General features: G+C 69.3%; 23 protein-coding genes and 2 tRNA genes. 9 read left to right on the top strand and 16 right to left on the bottom strand.

What is annotated here, in order from left to right; translation table 11 throughout:
• Position 1: 1 nt before the first annotated feature.
• From cysS to polA, 4 genes are read right to left on the bottom strand one after another with little or no spacing between them, the layout of a single operon-like run.
• Positions 2–1,486, bottom strand: coding sequence for a cysteine--tRNA ligase (gene cysS / locus KUG43_RS00215; RefSeq protein WP_216905129.1), 1,485 nt, complete (start codon positions 1,484–1,486; stop codon positions 2–4).
• Positions 1,483–2,628, bottom strand: coding sequence for a dTDP-glucose 4,6-dehydratase (rfbB, locus tag KUG43_RS00220; protein WP_216905130.1), 1,146 nt, complete (start codon positions 2,626–2,628; stop codon positions 1,483–1,485). The genes cysS and rfbB overlap by 4 nt, the downstream gene beginning before the upstream one ends.
• A 32-nt stretch (positions 2,629–2,660) precedes the next feature.
• Positions 2,661–3,560, bottom strand: coding sequence for a dTDP-4-dehydrorhamnose reductase (rfbD, locus tag KUG43_RS00225; RefSeq protein ID WP_286194221.1), 900 nt, complete (start codon positions 3,558–3,560; stop codon positions 2,661–2,663).
• Positions 3,561–3,603: 43 nt separating this feature from the next.
• Positions 3,604–6,543: a DNA polymerase I gene (polA, locus tag KUG43_RS00230; RefSeq protein WP_216905131.1), complete on the bottom strand. Its 2,940-nt coding sequence runs from the start codon at positions 6,541–6,543 to the stop codon at positions 3,604–3,606.
• A 62-nt stretch (positions 6,544–6,605) separates the two neighbouring features.
• On the opposite strand from polA, the gene KUG43_RS00235 reads away from it, so the two are divergent.
• Positions 6,606–7,181, top strand: a complete 576-nt coding sequence (locus KUG43_RS00235; protein WP_216905132.1) for a DUF1643 domain-containing protein — start codon at positions 6,606–6,608, stop codon at positions 7,179–7,181.
• On the top strand, positions 7,139–7,381 hold the full coding sequence (locus KUG43_RS00240) for a hypothetical protein (protein WP_216905133.1): 243 nt from the start codon (positions 7,139–7,141) through the stop codon (positions 7,379–7,381). Before KUG43_RS00235 ends, KUG43_RS00240 begins: the two co-directional genes overlap by 43 nt.
• Positions 7,382–7,384: 3 nt before the next feature.
• On the opposite strand, the gene gltX is transcribed toward KUG43_RS00240, so the two are convergent.
• The 6 genes from gltX to KUG43_RS00270 all read right to left on the bottom strand — a co-directional run bounded on the left by gltX (position 7,385) and on the right by KUG43_RS00270 (position 10,422).
• The gene (gene gltX, locus KUG43_RS00245; RefSeq protein ID WP_216905134.1) at positions 7,385–8,827 is read right to left on the bottom strand and encodes a glutamate--tRNA ligase; all 1,443 of its coding nucleotides are present in this window, start codon (positions 8,825–8,827) and stop codon (positions 7,385–7,387) included.
• A gap of 24 nt (positions 8,828–8,851) precedes the next feature.
• A tRNA-Asp gene (locus KUG43_RS00250) sits at positions 8,852–8,925 on the bottom strand.
• A 234-nt stretch (positions 8,926–9,159) separates the two neighbouring features.
• Positions 9,160–9,348, bottom strand: coding sequence for an SH3 domain-containing protein (locus KUG43_RS00255; RefSeq protein ID WP_006043540.1), 189 nt, complete (start codon positions 9,346–9,348; stop codon positions 9,160–9,162).
• Positions 9,349–9,384: 36 nt separating this feature from the next.
• A tRNA-Trp gene (locus tag KUG43_RS00260) sits at positions 9,385–9,457 on the bottom strand.
• Between the two features lie 65 nt (positions 9,458–9,522).
• Positions 9,523–9,921: a 50S ribosomal protein L19 gene (gene rplS, locus KUG43_RS00265; RefSeq protein ID WP_286194222.1), complete on the bottom strand. Its 399-nt coding sequence runs from the start codon at positions 9,919–9,921 to the stop codon at positions 9,523–9,525.
• Between the two features lie 138 nt (positions 9,922–10,059).
• Positions 10,060–10,422: a peptidase gene (locus KUG43_RS00270; protein ID WP_216905135.1), complete on the bottom strand. Its 363-nt coding sequence runs from the start codon at positions 10,420–10,422 to the stop codon at positions 10,060–10,062.
• 63 nt (positions 10,423–10,485) lie between these two features.
• Between KUG43_RS00270 and map the strand changes: the two genes are divergently transcribed.
• Entirely contained in the window at positions 10,486–11,346 is an 861-nt protein-coding gene (gene map / locus KUG43_RS00275; RefSeq protein ID WP_216905171.1) for a type I methionyl aminopeptidase, read from the top strand.
• A 21-nt stretch (positions 11,347–11,367) separates the two neighbouring features.
• On the opposite strand, the gene KUG43_RS00280 is transcribed toward map, so the two are convergent.
• Complete coding sequence (locus KUG43_RS00280) at positions 11,368–12,084, bottom strand: NAD-dependent epimerase/dehydratase family protein (protein ID WP_216905136.1); 717 nt, start codon at positions 12,082–12,084, stop codon at positions 11,368–11,370.
• A 63-nt stretch (positions 12,085–12,147) separates the two neighbouring features.
• On the opposite strand from KUG43_RS00280, the gene KUG43_RS00285 reads away from it, so the two are divergent.
• A complete protein-coding gene (locus tag KUG43_RS00285; protein ID WP_216905137.1) occupies positions 12,148–13,254 on the top strand; it encodes a phosphotransacetylase family protein in 1,107 nt (368 codons plus the stop codon).
• A gap of 39 nt (positions 13,255–13,293) precedes the next feature.
• On the top strand, positions 13,294–13,806 hold the full coding sequence (locus KUG43_RS00290) for a DNA recombination-mediator protein A (RefSeq protein ID WP_094583973.1): 513 nt from the start codon (positions 13,294–13,296) through the stop codon (positions 13,804–13,806).
• A gap of 8 nt (positions 13,807–13,814) precedes the next feature.
• Here the strand turns inward: KUG43_RS00290 and KUG43_RS00295 are convergent, their stop codons facing one another.
• Positions 13,815–14,261 carry an NfeD family protein gene (locus KUG43_RS00295; protein ID WP_216905138.1) on the bottom strand — a complete coding sequence of 149 codons (447 nt, stop codon included), beginning with the start codon at positions 14,259–14,261 and terminating at the stop codon, positions 13,815–13,817.
• 101 nt (positions 14,262–14,362) lie between these two features.
• Between KUG43_RS00295 and KUG43_RS00300 the strand changes: the two genes are divergently transcribed.
• On the top strand, positions 14,363–15,277 hold the full coding sequence (locus KUG43_RS00300; protein ID WP_015108740.1) for an SPFH domain-containing protein: 915 nt from the start codon (positions 14,363–14,365) through the stop codon (positions 15,275–15,277).
• 1 nt (position 15,278) lies between these two features.
• Here KUG43_RS00300 and KUG43_RS00305 read toward each other — a convergent pair whose 3' ends face one another.
• On the bottom strand, positions 15,279–15,767 hold the full coding sequence (locus tag KUG43_RS00305; protein WP_286194224.1) for an MAPEG family protein: 489 nt from the start codon (positions 15,765–15,767) through the stop codon (positions 15,279–15,281).
• Between the two features lie 59 nt (positions 15,768–15,826).
• Here KUG43_RS00305 and KUG43_RS00310 point away from each other — a divergent pair, with 59 nt between their 5' ends.
• Together KUG43_RS00310 and KUG43_RS00315 are read left to right on the top strand one after the other, a co-directional pair.
• Positions 15,827–16,318 carry a YajQ family cyclic di-GMP-binding protein gene (locus KUG43_RS00310; protein ID WP_216905139.1) on the top strand — a complete coding sequence of 164 codons (492 nt, stop codon included), beginning with the start codon at positions 15,827–15,829 and terminating at the stop codon, positions 16,316–16,318.
• An 807-nt stretch (positions 16,319–17,125) separates the two neighbouring features.
• Positions 17,126–18,049 carry a DUF5996 family protein gene (locus KUG43_RS00315; RefSeq protein WP_216905140.1) on the top strand — a complete coding sequence of 308 codons (924 nt, stop codon included), beginning with the start codon at positions 17,126–17,128 and terminating at the stop codon, positions 18,047–18,049.
• On the opposite strand, the gene KUG43_RS16815 is transcribed toward KUG43_RS00315, so the two are convergent.
• Genes KUG43_RS16815 through KUG43_RS00325 form a run of 3 tightly spaced genes read right to left on the bottom strand, consistent with a single transcriptional unit; the run spans position 18,046 to position 18,627 of the window.
• A complete protein-coding gene (locus tag KUG43_RS16815) occupies positions 18,046–18,327 on the bottom strand; it encodes a PIN domain-containing protein (protein ID WP_286194225.1) in 282 nt (93 codons plus the stop codon). The genes KUG43_RS00315 and KUG43_RS16815 overlap by 4 nt on opposite strands.
• A 26-nt stretch (positions 18,328–18,353) precedes the next feature.
• Positions 18,354–18,482: a hypothetical protein gene (locus KUG43_RS16820; protein ID WP_286194227.1), complete on the bottom strand. Its 129-nt coding sequence runs from the start codon at positions 18,480–18,482 to the stop codon at positions 18,354–18,356.
• Positions 18,483–18,486: 4 nt separating this feature from the next.
• A complete protein-coding gene (locus tag KUG43_RS00325) occupies positions 18,487–18,627 on the bottom strand; it encodes a type II toxin-antitoxin system Phd/YefM family antitoxin (protein ID WP_286194228.1) in 141 nt (46 codons plus the stop codon).
• A gap of 239 nt (positions 18,628–18,866) precedes the next feature.
• Here KUG43_RS00325 and KUG43_RS00330 point away from each other — a divergent pair, with 239 nt between their 5' ends.
• Positions 18,867–19,784, top strand: coding sequence for an SHOCT domain-containing protein (locus KUG43_RS00330; protein ID WP_216905141.1), 918 nt, complete (start codon positions 18,867–18,869; stop codon positions 19,782–19,784).
• Positions 19,785–19,789 lie beyond the last annotated feature (5 nt).

Consider the following 19,789-nt stretch of genomic DNA (forward strand, 5'->3'; position numbering starts at 1 on the left):
CTCAGCTCCGCACCCAGTCGGTCACGCCGCCGGGCCGGTCGATCAGCTCGATGCCCTCGGCGGCCAGCTCGGCCCGGATGCGGTCGGCGGTGGCGAAATCCTTGGCCGCTTTGGCGGCCCGGCGCTCCTCAATCCGCTGCTGGATCGCTGTCTCCGCCGCCTCCGCCTCCGCCGGGGTTCCGTCCGCTGAGGCGTTCGCCGCCTCCGCCTCCAGCCCCAGCACCCCGGCCAGCTCCATGAGCAGCCGCCAGCGGGGCTCCAGGTCCGCCGCCTCCCCACCGGCCTCGGTTTCGCTCCCCCCCCGCTCCAGCCGGTTGGCGAGGGCCCGCAGCGGCCGGGCCAGCTCGAACAGCACCGCCACGGCCGCCGAGGTGTTGAGGTCGTCGTCCATGGCGGCGGCGAAGCGTCCGCGCGCCTCGTCCAGCGCTTCGGAGGCCCCCAGGCTGGCCAGCTCACGGTCGGCACCCCAGCCCAGGGCCGCCCCGTGGCGCTCACCCAGGCCGAGGGCGGCGTCCAGACCCTTCCAGCCGGTGGCGGCCGCCGCCAGGGCCTCGGCGGTGAAGTCCAGCGGCTTGCGGTAGTGGGCCTGCAGCACGAACAGCCGCAGGGTCATCGGGCTGACACCGCTCTCCAGCAGCGCCCGGATCGTGGTGAAGTTGCCCAGTGATTTGGACATCTTCTCGCCGCCCACGTTCACCATGCCGTTGTGCAGCCACCAGCGCGCCAGGGGCTGGCCGCTGGCTGCCTCCGACTGGGCGATCTCGTTCTCGTGGTGGGGAAAGATCAGGTCGGCGCCGCCCAGATGGATGTCGATCGTGGTGCCCAGCTCCTCGCGCACCATCGCCGAACACTCGATGTGCCAGCCCGGCCGGCCCGGTCCCCAGGGCGACGGGAAGCTGGGTTCCCCGGGCTTGGCCCCCTTCCACAGGGCGAAATCAAACGGATGGCGCTTGCGGGCCTCCTCCGCCTCCTTGGTGCGGCCGCTGGCCCCCTCCTGCTGGTCCTCCAGCGTGCGGCCGCTGAGCTTGCCGTAGCCGGCCTGGCGCATCACGGCGAAGTACACGTCGCCATCGGCGGAATAGGCCGCCCCCTTGGCCTCCAGCTCGCCGATCAGGCCCCGGATTGCGTCCAGGCTGCGGGTGGCCCGGGGCATCCGGTCGGGGGGAAGGATGTGCAGGGCGCCCATGTCGGCCTGGAAGGCGGCGATGTTGCGCTCGCTCACCACCGCCATTGAGCTGCCCTCCTCCTCGGCCCGTTTGAGGATCTTGTCGTCGATGTCGGTGAAGTTCTGCACGAAGGTGACGGCATAACCGCTCCACAGCAGATAGCGCCGCAGCACGTCCCAGACGATGTAGCTGCGGGCATGGCCCAGGTGGCACAGGTCGTAGACCGTGACGCCGCAGCAGTAGATCGTCACCTTCCCAGGCTCGAGCGGCTCGAACGGCTCGCAGCGGCGGCTGAGGGTGTTGGTGAGCCGCAGGGTCAACGGCCCGCTCCCGCCGTGACCTGGCCCAGGCGCCCGCCGCCGTAGCCGGCCCGGCTGCGGACGTTGGTGCACCAGTCGCCATGGGCCAGGTACCACTCCACCGTCCGCCTCAGACCCTGCTGGAAGTCATGGCGGGGGTGCCAGCCCAGCTCGGTGCTGATCCGTTCCGGGTCGATGGCGTAGCGCCGGTCGTGGCCCGGCCGGTCGGCCACCGGCGTGATCAGACCGGCGTGGGGGGAGCCGGCGGGCCGCAGCTCGTCCATCAGGGCGCAGATGGCCTGCACCACCTCCTTGTTGGTGCGCTCGCCATGGCCACCGACGCAGTAGCTGCGTCCCAGCTCGCCGCTGGTGGCAGCCAGCAGCAAGGCTTCCACATGGTCTTCCACATACAGCCAGTCGCGCACATTGGCGCCATCGCCGTACAGCGGGATCGGCTCGCCGGCGGCGGCCTTGAGGATCACCACCGGGATCAGTTTCTCGGGGAATTGCCAGGGGCCGTAGTTGTTGCTGCAGTTGGTCAGCACCACCGGCAGTCCGTAGGTGTGGTGCCAGGCCTGCACCAGGTGGTCGCTGCCCGCCTTGCTGGCCGAATAGGGGCTGCGCGGGTCGTAGGGGGTGGTTTCCGAAAACCGCCCACTGGCCCCCAGGGAGCCGAAGACTTCGTCGGTGCTGATGTGGTGGAAGCGGAACTGCTCCCGGCGCTTCGGCGTCAGCCTCTCCCAGTGGCTCCGCACCGCCTGCAGCAGGTTGTAGGTGCCCATCACGTTGCTGACCAGGAACGCGCCCGGATCGTCGATCGAGCGGTCGACGTGGCTTTCGGCCGCCAGGTGCAGCACCAGATCCGGATCGGCCTGCCGCACCGCCGCAGCCACCGCCTCGCCATCGGCCAGATCCACCTGCAGCAGCCGGTGGCGCGGGCCGTCGGAGCGCTCGGCCGCCTCCCCCAGCTGCGCCAGGGTGTTGTAGACACCCAGCAGATCGCTGGCGTAGCCCATCTTGTCGAGGTTGAACACCGTCACGGTGCTGCCCCGCAACAGCCGCCGCACCAGCGCCCCGCCGATGAAGCCCGCACCCCCCGTCACCAGGATGCGGCGACGGCCGGCGAGCAGCACCTGTAGGTCGAGGGGGTGGTTGGGGAGCATCGGGGTGGGGCGAAACGACAAAAAGGGTGGTGTCAGGCCGTGGGCAGGGGGATCTGCGCCAGCACCTCGGCCAAGGCGGCCTGCCAGTGCTGGCCCTCCAGCTCCAGTGCATGGCGGGTGGTGCTGGTCTCCAGCAGCGAATAGGAGGGGCGCCGGGCCGGGGTGGGGTAGTCGGCGGTGGTGATCGGTTTCACCCGGGCCGGGGCGTCGATCAGCCCCCGCGCCGCCGCCTGGGCGCCGATGGCCACGGCGAAGTCGTACCAGCTGGCGGCGCCACAGTCGCTCCAGTGGTGGCGCCCGCTCACGCCCCGCTCGATCACCCGCCAGCAGGCGGCCGCCAGCCCGGCCGTGGCCGTGGGGCAGCCCACCTGGTCGGCCACCACCCCCAGGGCTTCGCCGGCGGCGGCTTTGGCCCGGTGCAGCCGCAGCATCGTCAGGCAGAAGTTGGCCCCCACCGGCCCGTACACCCAGCTGGTGCGCAGCAGGCACAGGCGTTCCGCTGGCAGGGCGGCCGCCGCCCGCCGTTCACCTTCCGCCTTGGTGGCGCCGTAGGCCCCCAGGGGCGCCAGGGCCTGCTCCGGCGCGTAGGGATGGCCCTGCTCACCGTCGAAGACGAAATCGGTGCTCACCTGCAGCAGCCGCCCGCCGCTGCTGGCCAGGGCTGCGGCGAAGGCCCCGGGGGCACCGGCGTTCACCGCCTCGGCAAGCGCCGGTTCCGACTCGGCCCGATCCACCGCCGTGTAGGCGCCGGCATTCAGCACCCAGTCGGGCCGGTGCTGCTCCACCGCCGAGCGGCAGGCGGCCGCATCGGCCAGATCCAGCTCGCCCCGGCCCGTGGCGATCAGCTCGATGCCGGCAGGAACCGAGGCCACCAGGGCCTGGCCCAGCTGGCCGTGGCGGCCGGTCAGCAGCACCCGCACCGGTTCAGGCATCGATGGCGGGGGAAAAGCTCAGGCGCAGCCTACCTTCGCGCCGCTATTTCGCTTCCATCCAGTTGGGGCCGACCCCGGTGTCCACCGCCAGCGGCACCGTTAACTGCACCGCCTGCTCCATGGTGCGGCGGGTGAGCTGCCGCACCTCCTCCAGTGCTTCCGGCGCCGCTTCCAGCACCAGCTCGTCGTGCACCTGCAGCAGCAGCCGGGCCGGCAGGCCGGCCTCGCTGAGCGCCCGTTGCAGGCTCACCATGGCCAGCTTGATGATGTCGGCGCTGGAGCCCTGGATCGGGGCATTGGCGGCCGCCCGCAACTGCTGGGCCTCCATGCCGCCCCGGCGGGCCACCTCCAGGTCGATCTCCAGCGGATCCTTGCCCCGCAGCCGGCCCAGGCCACCGGGATCGAAGTGGAACGGGCGCCGCCGCCCAAGGATCGTCTCCACATAGCCGCGGCTGAGGGCCAGCCGCTCCTGCAGCTCCAGGTAAAGGAACACCCGCGGGTAGCGCTGCTTGTAGAGGCTCAGGAACTCCTTGGCCCGCGCCTGGCCCATGCCGGTCTCCCGCGCCAGCCGCTGGGCGCCCATGCCGTAGATCACCCCGAAGTTGATCGTCTTGCCCAGCCGCCGCTCCTCCGGTGTCACCGTGTCGGTCTCCAGCAGCAGCCGGGCCGTCAGGGCGTGGACGTCGTCGCCCTCGTTGTAGGCCTGCACCAGCACCGGTTCGCCCGAGAGGTGGGTGAGGATGCGCAGCTCGATCTGGGAGTAGTCGGCGCTGATCATCCGCCAGCCCTCCTGGGGCAGGAAGGCCTTGCGGATGCGGCGGCTGAACTCGGTGCGGATGGGGATGTTCTGCAGGTTGGGGTTGCTGCTCGACAGCCGCCCGGTGGCGGTCACCGCTTGGTTGAAGTCCGTGTGCACCCTCCCGGTCTCCGGCTCCACCAGCGCCGGCAGGGCCTCCACGTAGGTGCTCAGCAGCTTGCTGAGCGTGCGGTGCTCCAGCACCAGCTTCACGACCGGGTGGTCGTCTTCCAGCTTCTCCAGCACGGCCGCGTCTGTGCTCCAGCCGGTCTTGGTGCGCCGCGACTTCTTGCGATCCAGCCCCAAAGTGTCGAACAGCAGTTCCCCCAGTTGCTTCGGGGAGGCCAGGTTGAAGTCGACTCCCGCCGCTTCCTGGGCCTCCCGCTCCAGCCGCACCAGGGTGCTGCTCAGCTCCTCGGCCAGCTCCTTGAGGTAGGGCACGTCGATGCGGATGCCGGTGGCCTCCATCTGGGCCAGCACCGGCTCCAGGGGCAGCTCCACCTGCTGCAGCAGCAGGGGCAGCTCCGGCCCCATCGCCGCTAGCTGCTCGGCCAGCAGGGCTCCCAGGCGCCGGGTGAGGTGCACGTCCATGGCGCAGTAGAGGGCCGCCGCCTCGATCGGCACGTCAGCGAAGGTCTGCCCCTTGGCCACCAGATCGCCGTAGGTCGTGGGATGGAGGCCGAACTCCCGCTCCGCCATGGCCTCCAGGCCATGCTTGTCGTTGGCATCCCGCAGGTAGTCCGCCAGCAGGGTGTCCATCACCACACCGGCCAGGGACAGCCCATGGCGCAGCAGGATCAGGCGGTCGTACTTGGCGTTCTGGAGCGCCTTGGGATGGCTGGCGCTGTCCAGCCAGGGCCCCAGGGCCAGCAGCACCGCGTCCAGGGGCAGTTGCTCCGGCGCCGGCGGCGCCGCGCTGAGCAGGTCGGCGGCGGGCGGGCTGTGGTGGCCGATGGGCACGTAGGCCAGGTCCCCCAGGCCCTCCCCCCAACACACGCCGATCCCCACCAGCTCGGCCTTGAAGGGATTGAGGGAGGTGGTCTCGGTGTCGAGGGCCACCGGCGCCGCCGGATCGGTGCAGGCCAGCAGCCGCTCGATCAGGGCGGCCAGGGCCTCCGGCGTGGTGATCAGCACCGGCCGCAGGGCCGGCAGGCCGTCTTCGGCCCCGGGCTCTGTCGCTGCAGACAGCTCCGGCGTTGCTGGATCGCTGGCGGGGGCGGCCGTGGCGGTAGCGGCTGTGGCGGTGGCGGTGGGCTCGGGGGGCTCGGCCGAGAAGAGGCGGGCGAAGCCCTCGGTCTGCTTCACCAGGCTGAACAGCTCCAGCTCCGCCAGCCGCGCCCCCAGCCCCTCGCTGTCCACCCGCCCCAGGGCCAGGCGGGGCTCCTCGGGCAACGGGATCTGCACCAGGATCTCCGCCAGCATGCGGGAGCGGAAGGCGTTCTCCCGGTCGGTCTCCAGCTTGGTTTTCAGGGCCCCCTTCTGCTGGTCGAGGGCGGCGTAGATGCCGTCCAGGTCGCCGTGGGCCTTGAGCAGGGTCAGGGCCGTCTTGGGCCCCACCCCCTTGACCCCGGGGATGTTGTCGGAGCTGTCGCCCGTGAGGGCCTTGAGGTCCACCACTCCCTCCGGCGGCACCCCCAGCTTCTCGATCACCTGGGCGCGACGGATCTGGGTCGGGCCGCTGTTCTTGGCGTAGGGGCCGCCACCCATGTACAGCACGCTGATGTCGCGCTCGTCGTCCACGAGCTGGAACAGGTCGCGGTCGCCGGAGAGGATCCGCACCCGCCAGCCCTCGTCTGCCGCCCGGTTGGCCAGGGTGCCGAGCACGTCGTCGGCCTCGTAGCCCGGCGCCATCGACAGGGGCAGGTCGAGGCAGTCCTTGAGGATGGCCTGCAGGTTGGCCAGGTCGGCGAAGAAGTGTTCCGGTGCCTCCTCCCGGTGGGCCTTGTAGGCGGCATCCGCCTCGTGGCGGAAGGTGGGTTCGGCCGTGTCGAAGGCGATCACCACCCCCTGGGGCGCCAGTCCCTTGCAGTTGTCGAGCAGGGCCTTGAGGAAGCCGTAGGTGACGCTGGTGGGCACCCCGTCCTTCGTGCTCAGGCCCCCCTCACCGCCCTTGGCGAAGGCGTAGAAGCTGCGGAAGGCCAGGGAGTGGCCATCCACCAGCAGCAACAGGGGCTTGTCCCGCTCCATGGCCGTCCCTGGGATCTGCCCGCCGATCGCCACAGCCTGCCATCCGGCGGCCCGCAAGCGCCGTGAAAGCCACCGGCCGGGCCGCCTTCAGCCGCTGTCGCCAGTACCGCTGGTGGCTGGAGCGGGTGTGGGAGCCGGAGGGCAGCCGGCTCCTGTTCATCGGCCTGAACCCTTCCCGCGCCGACCACCGCCACGACGACCCCACCCTGCGGCGGCTGATGGCCTTCGCCGCCGGCTGGGGTTACGGCGGGCTGGAGGTGCTCAACCTCTTCGCCCACATGAGCCCCAGCCCGGCGGCCCTCGCCCACACCGCCGATCCGGTGGGCGCCGCCAATGGGGCCTGGCTGCGGCGGCGCCTGCGGGCCGCTGATCGCCGCGCCAGCCCCGGGCTGATCTGGTTGGGCTGGGGCAACGGCGGCCGCCGGCTGGGCCAGGACGCCCGGGTGCTGGCGCTGCTGGCCCCCCACCAGCCGCGGCTGGTCTGCCTCGGCCTCACCGCTGCGGGGGCCCCGCTCCACCCCCTCTACCAGCCGGCGGCGAGCCTGTTGCGGCCCTATGGGCCATCCTGTGGGCGTTCAGCCGCAGCCGCTGCTCCATGGCCCGCACCCCCCGCCGCTACGCCATCCACCTGTTCCTGATCGGCGGTCATCACCAGGAGGTGCACTTCAACACCCTTGAAGACTTCCAGACCTGGTACGGCGGGGTGCTGAACGCGGCGTCCCTCGATGCTTTCGTCAACGTACCGATCAGCGACCTGACCAGCGAATTCCTCGTGCTGCGGGCCGGCAGCGTCCAGGCGATCCGGGTGGAGCCCATCTACGGCGCCCTCGAAGATTGAGGCTCAAAGGGCGGCGGCGATCCGCTCCCGGTCGCTGCCCAGCCGGTGCAGCAGCAGCCAGGTGGTGAGCAGGTCGGGCCCCTTGAGGCTGCCCAGCAGGGCGGCCCGCAGGCCCTTCATCAGCACCCCTTTCTTGACGCCGGCGGCCGTGGCGGCCTCCGCCAGCAGCCCCTGGGCGGTCTCGGCGTCGAGCGGGCCCTGCGGCAGCCGTTCCAGCAGGGCGCCCAGGGCGCCGCGGCTGCCCGGGTCGGTCCGCAGCGCCAGGGCCGCCTCGTCCGGCTCCGGCGTTGCGAAGAAGGGGGCGGCCTGGTCCACCCCGTCCGCCAGCAGGCTGAGCGAGGGCCCCAGCAGGGCGCAGAGATCCTCCTGCCAGCCGGCGTCAGCGCCTGCCCCCTCGCCCCAGCCCCGGGCCTGCCAGAGGGGCAGCAGCCGCTGGCGCAGCTCGCCGGCCGCCAGGCCATGCAGCACCTGGGCATTGAGCCAGTTGAGCTTGTCCCAGTCGAAGCGCGCCCCGGCCCGGTTCACCCGCTCGAAGGAGAACACCGCCGCCGCCTGCTCGAGGCTGAAGCGCTCGCCGATCCCCTCCGGCGGCGACCAGCCCAGCAGGGTCATGTAGTTGACCAGGGCCTCGGCGGTGTAGCCCATGGCGCGGAAATCGCCCACCGAAGTGACGCCATCGCGCTTGGAGAGCTTGCGGCCCTCCTGGTTGAGGATCAAAGGGGTGTGGGCGAACAGGGGCGGGGTCAGCCCCAGGGCGGCGTAGAGCAGCAGCTGCTTGCCGGTGTTGGCGATGTGGTCCTCGCCGCGGATCACGTGGCTGATGGCCATGGCGGCGTCGTCCACCACCACCACCAGGTTGTAGAGGGGGTCGCCGATGGCGCTGGCGGGCGCCCGGCGGGCGATCACCATGTCGCCACCCAGGTCGCCGCCCGCCCAGCGCATCTCCCCCCGCACCAGGTCGTTCCAGGTGATGGTGGAGCCGTCATCGATGCGGAAGCGGATCACCGCCTCGCGGCCCTCGTCGATGTAGGCCTGCTGCTGCTCGGGGCTGAGGTTGCGGTGCAGGTTGTCGTAGCGGGGGGCCCGGCCCTCGGCCTGCTGGCGCTCCCGCATCGCCGCCAGCTCGGCGTCGCTGGCGAAGCAGCGGTAGGCATGGCCGCTGGCGAGCAGCTGCTCGATCGCGGTCCGGTGGGCCTCGATGCGCTGGCTCTGCACCACCGGCTCCTCGTCCCAGGTGAGGCCCAGCCAGCGCAGGCCATCGAGGATGTTCTCGGTGTACTCGGCCTTGGAGCGTTCCCGGTCGGTGTCCTCGATGCGGAGCAGGAAGGCGCCCCCCAGGTGGCGGGCGAACAGCCAGTTGAACACCGCCGTGCGGGCGGTGCCGATGTGCAGGGTGCCGGTGGGGCTGGGGGCCAGCCGAACGCGTACAGGAACCGTTGCGGGCACGGAAGCGGCTCCAGATGGTGAGAACGGGACTGACGGGGCTCGAACCCGCAACTTCCGCCGTGACAGGGCGGTGCTCTAACCGATTGAACTACAGTCCCAGACCGACGTTCGAGGCTCGAATCGCCCCGAGGGGTGGATCCGGCGCCGATGGGCGATCGCGACGGCGCTGACGCCGACCAAGGAAGTATCCATCGTCACCCGTCCCACCGTCAACGCCCTCATGCTCCGGTTGACGAGGGGTTGGGGCGACGTCGGCCACACAAAAAGCCCCGTGCAGGGCACGGGGCCGTAGGCGCTTGACGGTGCTGAGGGGCGCCGGAACGCCCAAGCCCTCAGGGGCGGAAGCCGGCGGGTTCAATCAGGCGCACCTGATTGCCCCGGGCGGTGAATTCCCGCCCCTGGTCGCTCTGAACCACGACCCGACCTCCGGATTTGACCCGGATCACCCGGGCCCGAACCCAGCCAAGGGCCGCTGATTCCAGCACCTTGACCACATCACCGGGCTGTAGATCCAACTCCATGTCCGGAACCACGAAACTGCAAATGGGACCATCGAACGCGCCGTGGAGGACTTGAACCCCCGACATCAGGTTTTGGAGACCTGCGTTCTACCAACTGAACTAACGGCGCAAGGCGATGGTCCCTGGAAAGCGTGAAAGGGAGACGCGGGCAATGAAATCCCGAGAAACCAGGCTTCAGCGATCGAAGCGCTGTTTGACGCGAGTGGCTTTACCCACCCGGTCACGCAGATAGAAGAGCTTCGCCCGACGCACCTTACCGCGCCGCTCCACCTTCACGGAGGCGACCTGGGGGCTGTGAAGCATGAACACCCGCTCCACGCCGATGCCCTGGAAAATCCGGCGCACGGTGATGGTCTGGTTGAGGCCGCCGTGGCGCTTGGCGATCACCACGCCCTCGTAGGGCTGCACCCGTTCCTTGTTGCCTTCCCGGATCCGCACGCCCACCTTGACGGTGTCGCCCACGTAGATCTCGGGCAGGTCGCTCTTCAGCTGGGCCGCCTCGAACTCGTCGATCAGGGCCCGGGCGCTGAGCTTGCCGGTGGTCACCTTCACCGTCGTAGCAGCAGTGGCCATCACGGTTTCAGTCGCAGTTTCCGCTTCCACCGACTGGGGCTCCGCGTCTGGGGTTTGTGGGTCCACTTCCGTGGACGGATCGATCTCGGTTGCCATCCCTGTTCTCGGAGCGCCAGGCCAAACCAACACCTTACCGCCTCAGGTGACCCCCTTCCCCCCAGGCCGCCGCCAGCCCCGCCGCAGCCGCTCCCAGGCCATGAACCCTCCGGTGACGAGCATCCACAGAAGCCCCAGGCCGTTGAGCAGCACGTAAACCGTCTCGCCCACCTCACCCACCCATCCCTGGAGCCATTCGCCCTCGTGCAGCACCATCAGCGGATGGGCCTGGTCCCGGCTCAGCCCGCCCCAGTCGCGCAGCAGTCGGTAGCCCACCCCCGTGACGGCCGAGAGCAGCAGGGGGGCGAGCACCAGCGGCGCCAGCCAGGCATGGGCCTGCCGCAGGCGCACGCCCCAGGAGGTTGCGGCGGGGCGTGAGGGTGCGGCCGGGGTGGCTTTTGACACGGTGAACCGACGGCGGGAGGGACGCCATTGATAACTTGAATGTCCGGCTCCGACTCCCACCGCATGAACCTGTTCGCCGATCTGCTGGCCAGCACCAACGGCGTCAAGGGCGGTGGCACCCCTCTCACCCAGGCCGGCCCTCGCATCCAGAAGGGCCGCCGCGGTGTCGAGGTGAAATCGGCGCGGGAGATCGCGATCATGCGCCAGGCCAGCCGCATCGTGGCCACGGTGCTACGGGACATCATCGACATGGCCGCCCCGGGCATGACCACCGGCGACCTCGACCGCCACGCCGAAACCCGCATCCGCGCCATGGGGGCCACCCCCAGCTTCAAGGGCTACCATGGGTTCCCGGCCAGCATCTGCGCCAGCATCAACAACGAGGTGGTGCACGGTATCCCCAGCGCCAAACGGGTGATCAAGGCCGGCGACCTGGTCAAGATCGACACCGGCGCCTACTTCGAGGGCTTCCATGGCGACAGCTGCGTCACCCTCTGCGTCGGTGAGGGGGTGCCCGAGGAGGCCCGCCGCCTCAGCCGGGTGGCCCAGGAATCCCTGATGCAGGGCCTGGCCACGGTCAAGGCCGGCAGCACCCTGCTGGAGCTGGCCGGCGCGGTTCAGGACCACGTTGAGGCCCACGGCTACGCCATCGTCGAGGACTACACGGGCCATGGCGTCGGCCGCAACCTGCACGAGGAGCCCTCGGTGTTCAACTACCGCACCAGGGATCTGCCCAACATGCAACTGCGTGCCGGCATGACCCTGGCAGTGGAGCCGATCCTCAATGCCGGCAGCAAGGCCTGCCGCACCCTCAAGGACCGCTGGACCGTGGTGACCGTGGATGGCAGCCTCTCGGCCCAGTGGGAGCACACGATCGTCGTCACCTCCGACGGCTGCGACATCCTCACCGACCGCGATTTCTAGGCCCGTCCAACCCTGCCGCCCTCACGGCCGCCGCAGCAGGCCCACGTAGGCCCAGCGGCCCAGGGTGGCCAGCGGCATCAGCAGGTAGGTGAGCGGGTTCGGCGTCACGATGATCAGGCTGCAGTTCCAGTCGGCCTGCCTCAGGATCTCGCCCGCTACCCAGTCGGCCCCCATCACCCCCACGGGGTTGAGGGCGGAACGGAACGGCCCCAGCACCAGCCGCCGCAGCCGCAGGGTTGGCGCCAGGGCTGGCGCCCGCAGGCTGAGCAGCTGGCCCAGCAGCCGCTTGCTGATCTCATACAGGGGGCTCACGGCCGGCTGGATCTCCGCTTCCGAGGTGTTCACCCAAACCTCCGCCCGCCGCGCCCCCTCCCGCCTCAGCGCAACCGCGGCGAACAGTTCCAGTAACCGCCAGGCGCTCAGGGCGTTCACCTCCAGGGAACGGCCGGTCGCCTCGGCGCTGCAGTCGCCATGGACGTTGATGCCGTGGTTGATCACCAGCACGTCCACCTGCTCGAGCAGGGGTTCCAGGGCTGCCTCCTGGCCCACCTGCCAGTGCACCTGGCGCAGGGGGATCGGCTGCCCGTCCGGGCCGGCCAGCTGCAGCGGCGCGCTGCTGTGGCAGAGGGCGATCAGCTGGGCTCCGCGGCCGTGGAAGCGGCGCAGCAGGGCCTGGCCCAGGGCGCCGCTGGCCCCGGTGACGGCCACGGTGAGGGAGTCGGTCGACGGGGCCGGCATGGGCTTGCAGTGGACGTGCTGCCTAGATTGCCCCGCACCTGCAGGACCCGGCGAGGTCACCCCATGTCCATCCCCCTGCTGATCGGCTCCTGTGAACCCTTCAGCGGCAAGTCGGCGGTGGTGCTCGGTCTTGGCCGCCAGCTCACACGCGCGGGCGTGCCGCTCGCCTTCGGCAAGCCGCTGGTCACCTGCATGGACGATCCGCTCGACAACTTTCCTGACGCGGCGCCGGACAACCCCCTGCTCGATCCCGATGTCCGCTTCATCGGCGACACCCTCGGACTGTCCCAGGACCAGCTGATCCCGTCGCTGCATGTGATGGATCCGGCGACGGCCCGGGAGCGTCTGCTGGCAGGGGACCTGACCCCCGGGGAAGGGCTGACGCTGCTGCAGCGGCGCATTCACGACGACGCCGATCGCCTGGTCCTGCTCGAAGGGGCCGGCAGCCTCAGCGAAGGCCAGCTCTACGGCCTGGGTCTGGTGCAACTGGCCCACGCCCTGCAGGCGCCGGTGCTGCTGGTGCATCCCTGGAGCGACAGCCGCAGCGTCGATGCGTTGCTCGAAGCCAGGCGCCAGCTGGGCGATCTGCTGGCTGGTGTGGTGCTCAACGCCGTGCTGCCCGACATGGTGCCGGAGGTGCGGGAGGCGGTGCAGCCAGCCCTGGAGCGGCTGGGCATCCCGGTGCTGGGCGTGATGCCCCGCAGCCCCCTGTTGCGCAGCGTCACGGTGGAGGAGCTCGCCCGCCGCCTCGAGGCCACCGTGCTCTGCTGCCACGACGGCCTCGACCTGCTGGTGGAGACCCTCTCGATCGGCGCCATGAATGTCAATTCGGCGATGGAGTTCTTCCGGCGCCGCCGCAACATGGCCGTGGTCACCGGCGCCGACCGCACCGACATCCAGCTGGCGGCCCTGGAGGCCTCCACCCAGTGCCTGATCCTCACCGGGGCCGGTGAGCCGCTGCCCCAGCTGATCAGCCGGGCCGAGGAACTGGAGGTGCCCGTGCTCAAGGTCGACCACGACACCCTCACCACCGTGGAGGTGATTGATGCCGCCATCGGCCATGTGCGCCTGCACGAAGCGGTGAAGGCCACCTATGCGATCCGCCTGGTCGAGGAGAACTGCCACTTCGAACGGCTGTTCGGCCGGCTGCGCCTGGCGGTCCATGCCTGAGGGCGCTGCTAGTTTCAGGTCGTTGGTTGTCGATAACGGGTGACCCGGTCCCTAGATCTTCCGGCACTGGACCGGATCGATACGCTCGCCCAGGAGCTGGCCATGCTCCAGGACCGGGGCAAACGCAGAATCGCTTTCCTCGGCAGCCGCCATGTGCCGGTGGTATCCATCCATCTGGTGGAGCTGGTGGCCCGCTCCCTGGCCCAGGAGGGCCACAACCTGATCACCTCCGGTGCCCAGGGGGTGAACGCCGCCGTGATCCGCAGCGTGTTGGAGGTGGATCCGGCCCGGCTCACCGTGCTGCTGCCCCAGAGCCTGGAGCGCCAGCCCGGTGAATCCCGCAGCCAGTTGGAGCGGGTGCTGCATCTGGTGGAAAAGCCTGAGAACGATGAGCTGCCCCTGCCCATGGCCAGCAGCCTCTGCAACCAGGAGATCATCAACCGCTGCGACCAGCTGATCTGCTACGCCTTCCACGACAGCGAAACGCTGCTCTCCAGCTGCCGCACCGCCGAAGACATGGGCAAGGTGGTCAGCCTGATGTTCTTCGATTAGCCAGCCGTCTAACCCAGCGACTCCTGGCGCGGCAGCACCTGCAGCCGCGTTCCCTCCCGGCCCATCACCGTCACCTGGGTGCCGGGGGGTAGGAGCTGGTCGGGCGCCAGGTTCTGGGCGGCCCAGCTCTGGCCCTGCCAGCGCACCCGGCCCTCGCCATTGGCATCGAAGGCCGTGGTCACCTCCGCCAGCTCGGCCCGGGCACCCGGGGGGATCGTGCGCGCCTGGCGCCCCGCCGACCAGCGCCGCATCCAGCCGTAGCCGGCCCCCACCAGAGCGCCGAACAGCAGCACCTGAACCAGGGGCGGCACGATCGGTACCAGCACGGCCACCAGCGTGAGCAGCAGGGCGGCCACGGCGCCCACCAGCAGCAGGCCGTCGGCGTCGGCGCCCACCAGCTCCAGCAGCAGCAGCACCCCCGCCAGGGCCAGCCAGAGGATCGGGGGAGCGGGCATCGGCAGGGGGGCGAAGGGTTGGTGGCCAGGACAACGAACGCAACGGCAGCGTTGGCCTTCGCTCCCATCCTGCCTAGCGTGGCTCCAGTGAAGAAGCCTGCATGGAAGCGCTCATCATTCCGGTGCTGGTGGTGCTGGCCGGCCTGGGCATCAGCGGCGTCAAGGTCACCAGCAGCAGCCGCTCGATGCTGGTGGAGCGCCTCGGCAAGTACGACCGCGAACTGCGCCCCGGCCTCTCCCTGGTGATCCCCGGCCTGGAGCGGGTGGTGAGCCACGAATCGCTGAAGGAGCGGGTGCTCGACATCCCCCCCCAGCAGTGCATCACCCGCGACAACGTCTCGATCGAAGTGGATGCGGTGGTGTACTGGCAGCTGCTCGAGCATGCCCGCGCCTACTACGGCGTCGACAACCTGCAGGCGGCGATGGTCAACCTGGTGCTCACCCAGATCCGGGCCGAGATGGGCAAGCTCGACCTTGACCAGACCTTCACCACCCGCCAGGAGGTGAACGAAACCCTGCTCAAGGAGCTGGATCAGGCCACCGATCCCTGGGGCGTCAAGGTGACCCGCGTGGAACTGCGCGACATCCAGCCCTCCCAGGGGGTGCAGCAGGCGATGGAGCAGCAGATGACCGCCGAGCGGGAGAAGCGGGCGGCGATCCTGCGCTCCGAAGGGGAGAGGGAATCCCAGGTGAATGCGGCCCGGGGCCGGGCTGAGGCCCTGGTGCTCGATGCCAAAGCCAAGCAGGAGGCCGTGCTGCTTGATGCCGATGCCCAGGCCAAGCAGCAGTTGCTGCTGGCCAAGGCTCGGGCCGAGTCGGCCACCCAACTGGCCGCGGTGATCGAGGCCCATCCGGCGGCCGCCGAGGGCCTGCGGTTGCTGCTCGCCAAGGACTGGATGGCGATGGGCCAGCAGATGGCCGCCGCCCATGGGGGATCGGTGCTGATGGTGGACCCCCAGAGCCCGGCGTCCTTGCTGGCGGCCCTCAAGGGGCTACAGGAGAAGGGCGGCAGCTGACTCAGCTGCGCAGCACCGCCCGCAGGCCTTCGGAATACAGCAGGGCGGTGCAGAGAATCCCGCCGGCCCAGCAGAGGCTGCGCACAGGCGGCAGGTTGGCCACATAGGCCGCCAGGTAGCCCAGGCGCAGGGCCGGGTGCAGCAAGGCCGCCAGCGCCAGCCAGGGGGAGGCCGCCAGTACGCCAGGGGCCACCACCAGGCACAGCAGGCAGGCCGGCGCGTGCAGGGTGAAGGCCTCGAAGCTGTTCTGGTGGGCCCAGTTGGCCCGCTTGCCCCAGGCCGGCAGCCGCTCGAACATCGCCCGCGGCGCGGCCAGGTCGGAGGGTTTGAAATCGGCCTGGGAGCGGGCGGCCCCCAGGGGGATCAGGCTGAGCACCACCACGGCACCCGAGAGCACCAGCGACCAGGCGAAGGGCCCACCCGCCGCCGCCGGCAACACCGGCAGGGCGATGCTGGCCGCCAGAAGGGAGCTGGGCAGGGAGAAGGTCATCGGAACGGGGCCGCAAGGTCTCTTTTCTAGGCTGGCGCTGCCTTGCCTTCGCCTGCCCCATGGCCGACAGCTATTCCTTCGACGTCGTCTCCGACTTCGACCGCCAGGAGCTGGTGAATGCCGTCGACCAGGTGCGCCGTGAGGTGGGCCAGCGTTACGACCTCAAGGACTCGGCCACCGAGATCGACGTGGAGGAGGCCAGCCTGACGATCACCACCGCCAGCGACATGACCCTCGACGCGGTGATGGACGTGCTGCGGCAGAAGGCCACCAAGCGCAACCTATCGCTGAAGATCTTCGATCTGCAGACCCCCGAGCCGGTGGGCGGCAACCGGGTCAAGCAGGTGGTGAAGCTGCGCAAGGGCCTCAGCCAGGAGCTGGCCAAGAAGCTCAGCAAGCTGGTGCGTGACCAGATCAAGAAGGTGACCGTGGCGATCCAGGGCGAGAGCCTGCGCGTCACCGGCAAGAACAAGGACGACCTGCAGCAGGTGATCACGCTGCTGCGCGCTGAGGATCTGGAGGTGCCGCTGCAGTTCGAGAACTACCGCTGAGGGTTCCGTTGATCCTTCTCCTCAGCTTGCGACTGAGCCCGAAGGCGGCAGCAACTCCGAGCCATGGAAGTGGGCCAGGGACGGCGTCCATCCCGGGATCGGGGCGAGGGGGTGGTGTGAGCCATCCGGACAGGGACTCGGTGCCTGGGCCCGGAGCCGGACACTTTTCAGGATCGCCGTCCACTTCATAGCCTGGGCAATACAAAAGTGATCCAAACAGGGGCCATCCAGCTGGTGTCGGGGGAGGGGACGTGATCAGAAGTTGCCAACCATTGTTATGTCCATGGAACAAGGCCGGGGTCGTCAAAGTGGATCCATCGGCGGTGACGGACACATAGCCACAGTTCGGAAGAATGCATCGGGGCGCCTTCAGGTAGAAACCCTTGGCAGGCCCGAAGTTAATCTCAACTTCGCCCGGTGGAAACTTGGTAGTCACGCCGGCCTCTAGGCTGTGGAACGTGCCGACCACCCCATCAAAGACGAAGATCACATCAAGGGGATAGGCTGCCTGCGGGGCCAGCAAAATTCCTGCAATCGCTCCGATGAAATAGGAAGAGAATTCACGAACTTCATTCCGCTTCATTTCGACTCTCCCCCCAGTCATCTACTCCAGCATTCTATGATGTGGGCGGACATGATATGCATTCCTCTGCATCTTAATGCCCGATGCAGATAGGCTGTGGAGGTGCATCAGATGGTTTGGGGAAGTCGCGTGATCGGCCTTGTCCATGGTCCTGGCACGCTGCATGAACCGGGCCCTGCGTTGCCAAGCCCTCAGACTGAGACGGCATGAGCGTGCCGAACCCCATGGCTTCCTCGCAGCGATCGGTGACCAGCGACTGGCCGGCCCTGCCCTATGGCGACTGGGCGGACACGGCCACCACCCTGCATCTGTGGACCCAGATCGTGGGCAAGATCCGCCTGGTGCAAACGCCCTGGACGAACCATTCCTGGCACGTTCCTCTCTATCTCACGGCCCGGGGACTCACCACCTCACCGATTCCCTGCAACGCCAGGCTGTTCGAGCTGATGTTCGATTTCCTCGATCATCAGCTGGTGATCCAGTCCAGTGATGGGGGCTTCCGGCAGGTGGCCCTCAAGCCCCGCAGCGTGGCCGACTTCCACGGCGCCGTGTTCAGTGCTCTCCATGAGCTCGGACTTGAGGTGTCCATCCACACCACCCCCAGCGAAATCGCCGACGCGATTCCCTTCGAGCAGGACACGGTTCACCACCAGTACGACCCGGAGGCCGCCCAGCGCTTCTGGCGGGCCCTGCTCCAGGCGGATCGGGTGTTCAAGGCATTCCGGGCCCGGTACCTGGGCAAGTGCAGCCCGGTTCATTTCTTCTGGGGCAGTTTCGATCTGGCGGTGACCCGTTTCTCCGGACGGCCGGCGCCGCCCCATCCCGGCGGCATCCCCAACTTCCCCGACTGGGTGGCGCGGGAGGCCTATTCCCATGAAGTGAGCAGCGCCGGCTTCTGGCCCGGCGGCGGCGACATCGCCTATCCGGCCTTCTATTCCTATTCCTACCCAGCGCCGGCCGGCTTCGCCGCTGCCGCCGTCAGGCCGGATGGGGCCATCTGGGATCCGGCCCTGGGGGAATTCCTGCTCCCCTACGAGCTGGTGCGGACCGCCGCCTCGCCCGATGCGCTGCTGCTCGACTTTCTGCAGAGCACCTATGAGGCCGCCGCCGACGGCGCTGGATGGGAGCGGAGCGCGCTGGAGCGCTAGTTCACGGCTTGCACGTGATCCCCATAGGCGGCCAGCTGCCGATCGGCGCTCCATAACCGCAGCGCCTCCTGTTGCGCCTGCACCACCAGCAGGCGATCGAAGACGAAGTCTTCCGCGCAGCGGTGGGGACCACGGTGGATCCAGGGGAGTTGCTGAACGGCCAGGGCAGGCTCGGCCCGGATCGGCAGCTCTTGGCATCCTTGCCCGAGCAGGCCGAGCCGCAGGGCAGCGGCATCCACCTGGAAGTCCGCCCGTCCAAGGGACGCCTTGATCGCCACCTCTCAGAGGCTCACGACGCTCAGCGTCAGCGGCTGCAACGGGTCTGCCAGATGACCGCCACGACAGCCGACAGCCGCTCGGGCTCCACGGCCCGCCAGAGCAGCAGCTGGGTGTCGAGCAGAAGCGGCTGGCGCTGTTCAGTGGAACTGGCCACCAGCTCAGCCAAACATCGCATCGGCGGAGCCCCGCAGGAAGCCGCCACGGCGGGGATCGGTGCTGGAGACCACCAGCACCAGGCGAACCAGCGGTTTTCCTGCCTTGGCGATCACCACCTCCTCGCCCTGCAGCGCCTGGCTCACATAGCGCTAGAGGTGGGTTTTGGCGTCATGGAGGTTCACCTGCATGGACGGATCCAGAGGTTGACTCAGCTTGGTTTGATTGCGTCTAAGTCCTGGAGCTGGCCAGCGGGACAGTGCGTCATTGACGCGTGGAGCCCCAAGACCTTGGGGAATCCGACGGGGGTAGTGGTAAGGTTGCCGGCCGCACAAAAATTTCTGTCCGGTTTCGCGCCGGACATGGCTTCCGCCAGGACCTAGCAATGGAAAAACTCACGGCCGAAGGGCTTGAGGTCGTCAACGACCTGGCCCAGCGGTATGGCTTCAGCCAGGACGCCGTGCTGCACATGACCTTCGCCCTGCTCAAGGGTCGTGGCGGCATGGCCCAGTTCAACCACCCGGAATTCGCGGGCTCCGGCCAGTGGATGAACGGCGGGATGATGATGCTCGGCGACATGTTCAACCATGGGCTCAAGGCCCGGGTCGATGGGGTCTGCCGGGAGCTCGCCGCCGCGATCGCCAGCCAGCCCGAGCTGTTTCCGCGGGGCAGCTTTCAGTCGCAGAGCCAGAGCGGCGGCGCTCAGCAGGTGATGGTGGGCGGCGCCGGACTGCAGCACCAGGCCAGCGTTGGCGGCCAGCAGATGCAGGTGAGCGGTGGTATGGCCCCGATGCGGCCGATGAGCTTCGGCTCCGCCCCCCTGTTCACCCCCGACCCCCGCGATACCTGGTGGCCCGCTGAACTGGGAACCCCCAGCTCCAGCGGCGCCCAGAACGAAGTGCGCTACGCCTACTTCCCGGCTGCCGGGCGGCTGGCGGTGGAGGTCAACGGCCAGGTCAGCGTTTACGACACCAGTGGCCACCAGATCGCCGGCATCTCCTCCCAGCAACAGTCTTCCGGCGGCGGGCTGGTGTTCAGCACAGGAGAAGGCAGCATCAGCCTGGCGCATCTCGCGGCGGTGGGTGCTCCAGCGGCGGCGGAGGCCCCCTCGAGGCCCCCTGCGGCGGCGCCTCCAGAACCCGCTCCACCGGCAGCCGCTCCGGCCAGGCCCGAACCCGCTGCCACCGAGCCCGCCACCGACGTGTTCGCCACCCTCGAGCGCCTCGGGGAGCTCATGCAGAAAGGCATCCTCACCGAGGAGGAATTCGCCGCCAAGAAGGCCGAGCTGCTCAGCCGCCTCTGACGCCT

It is taken from the genome of Synechococcus sp. CCY 0621 (assembly GCF_019038465.1).
In the GTDB taxonomy this organism is placed as follows: domain Bacteria; phylum Cyanobacteriota; class Cyanobacteriia; order PCC-6307; family Cyanobiaceae; genus Cyanobium.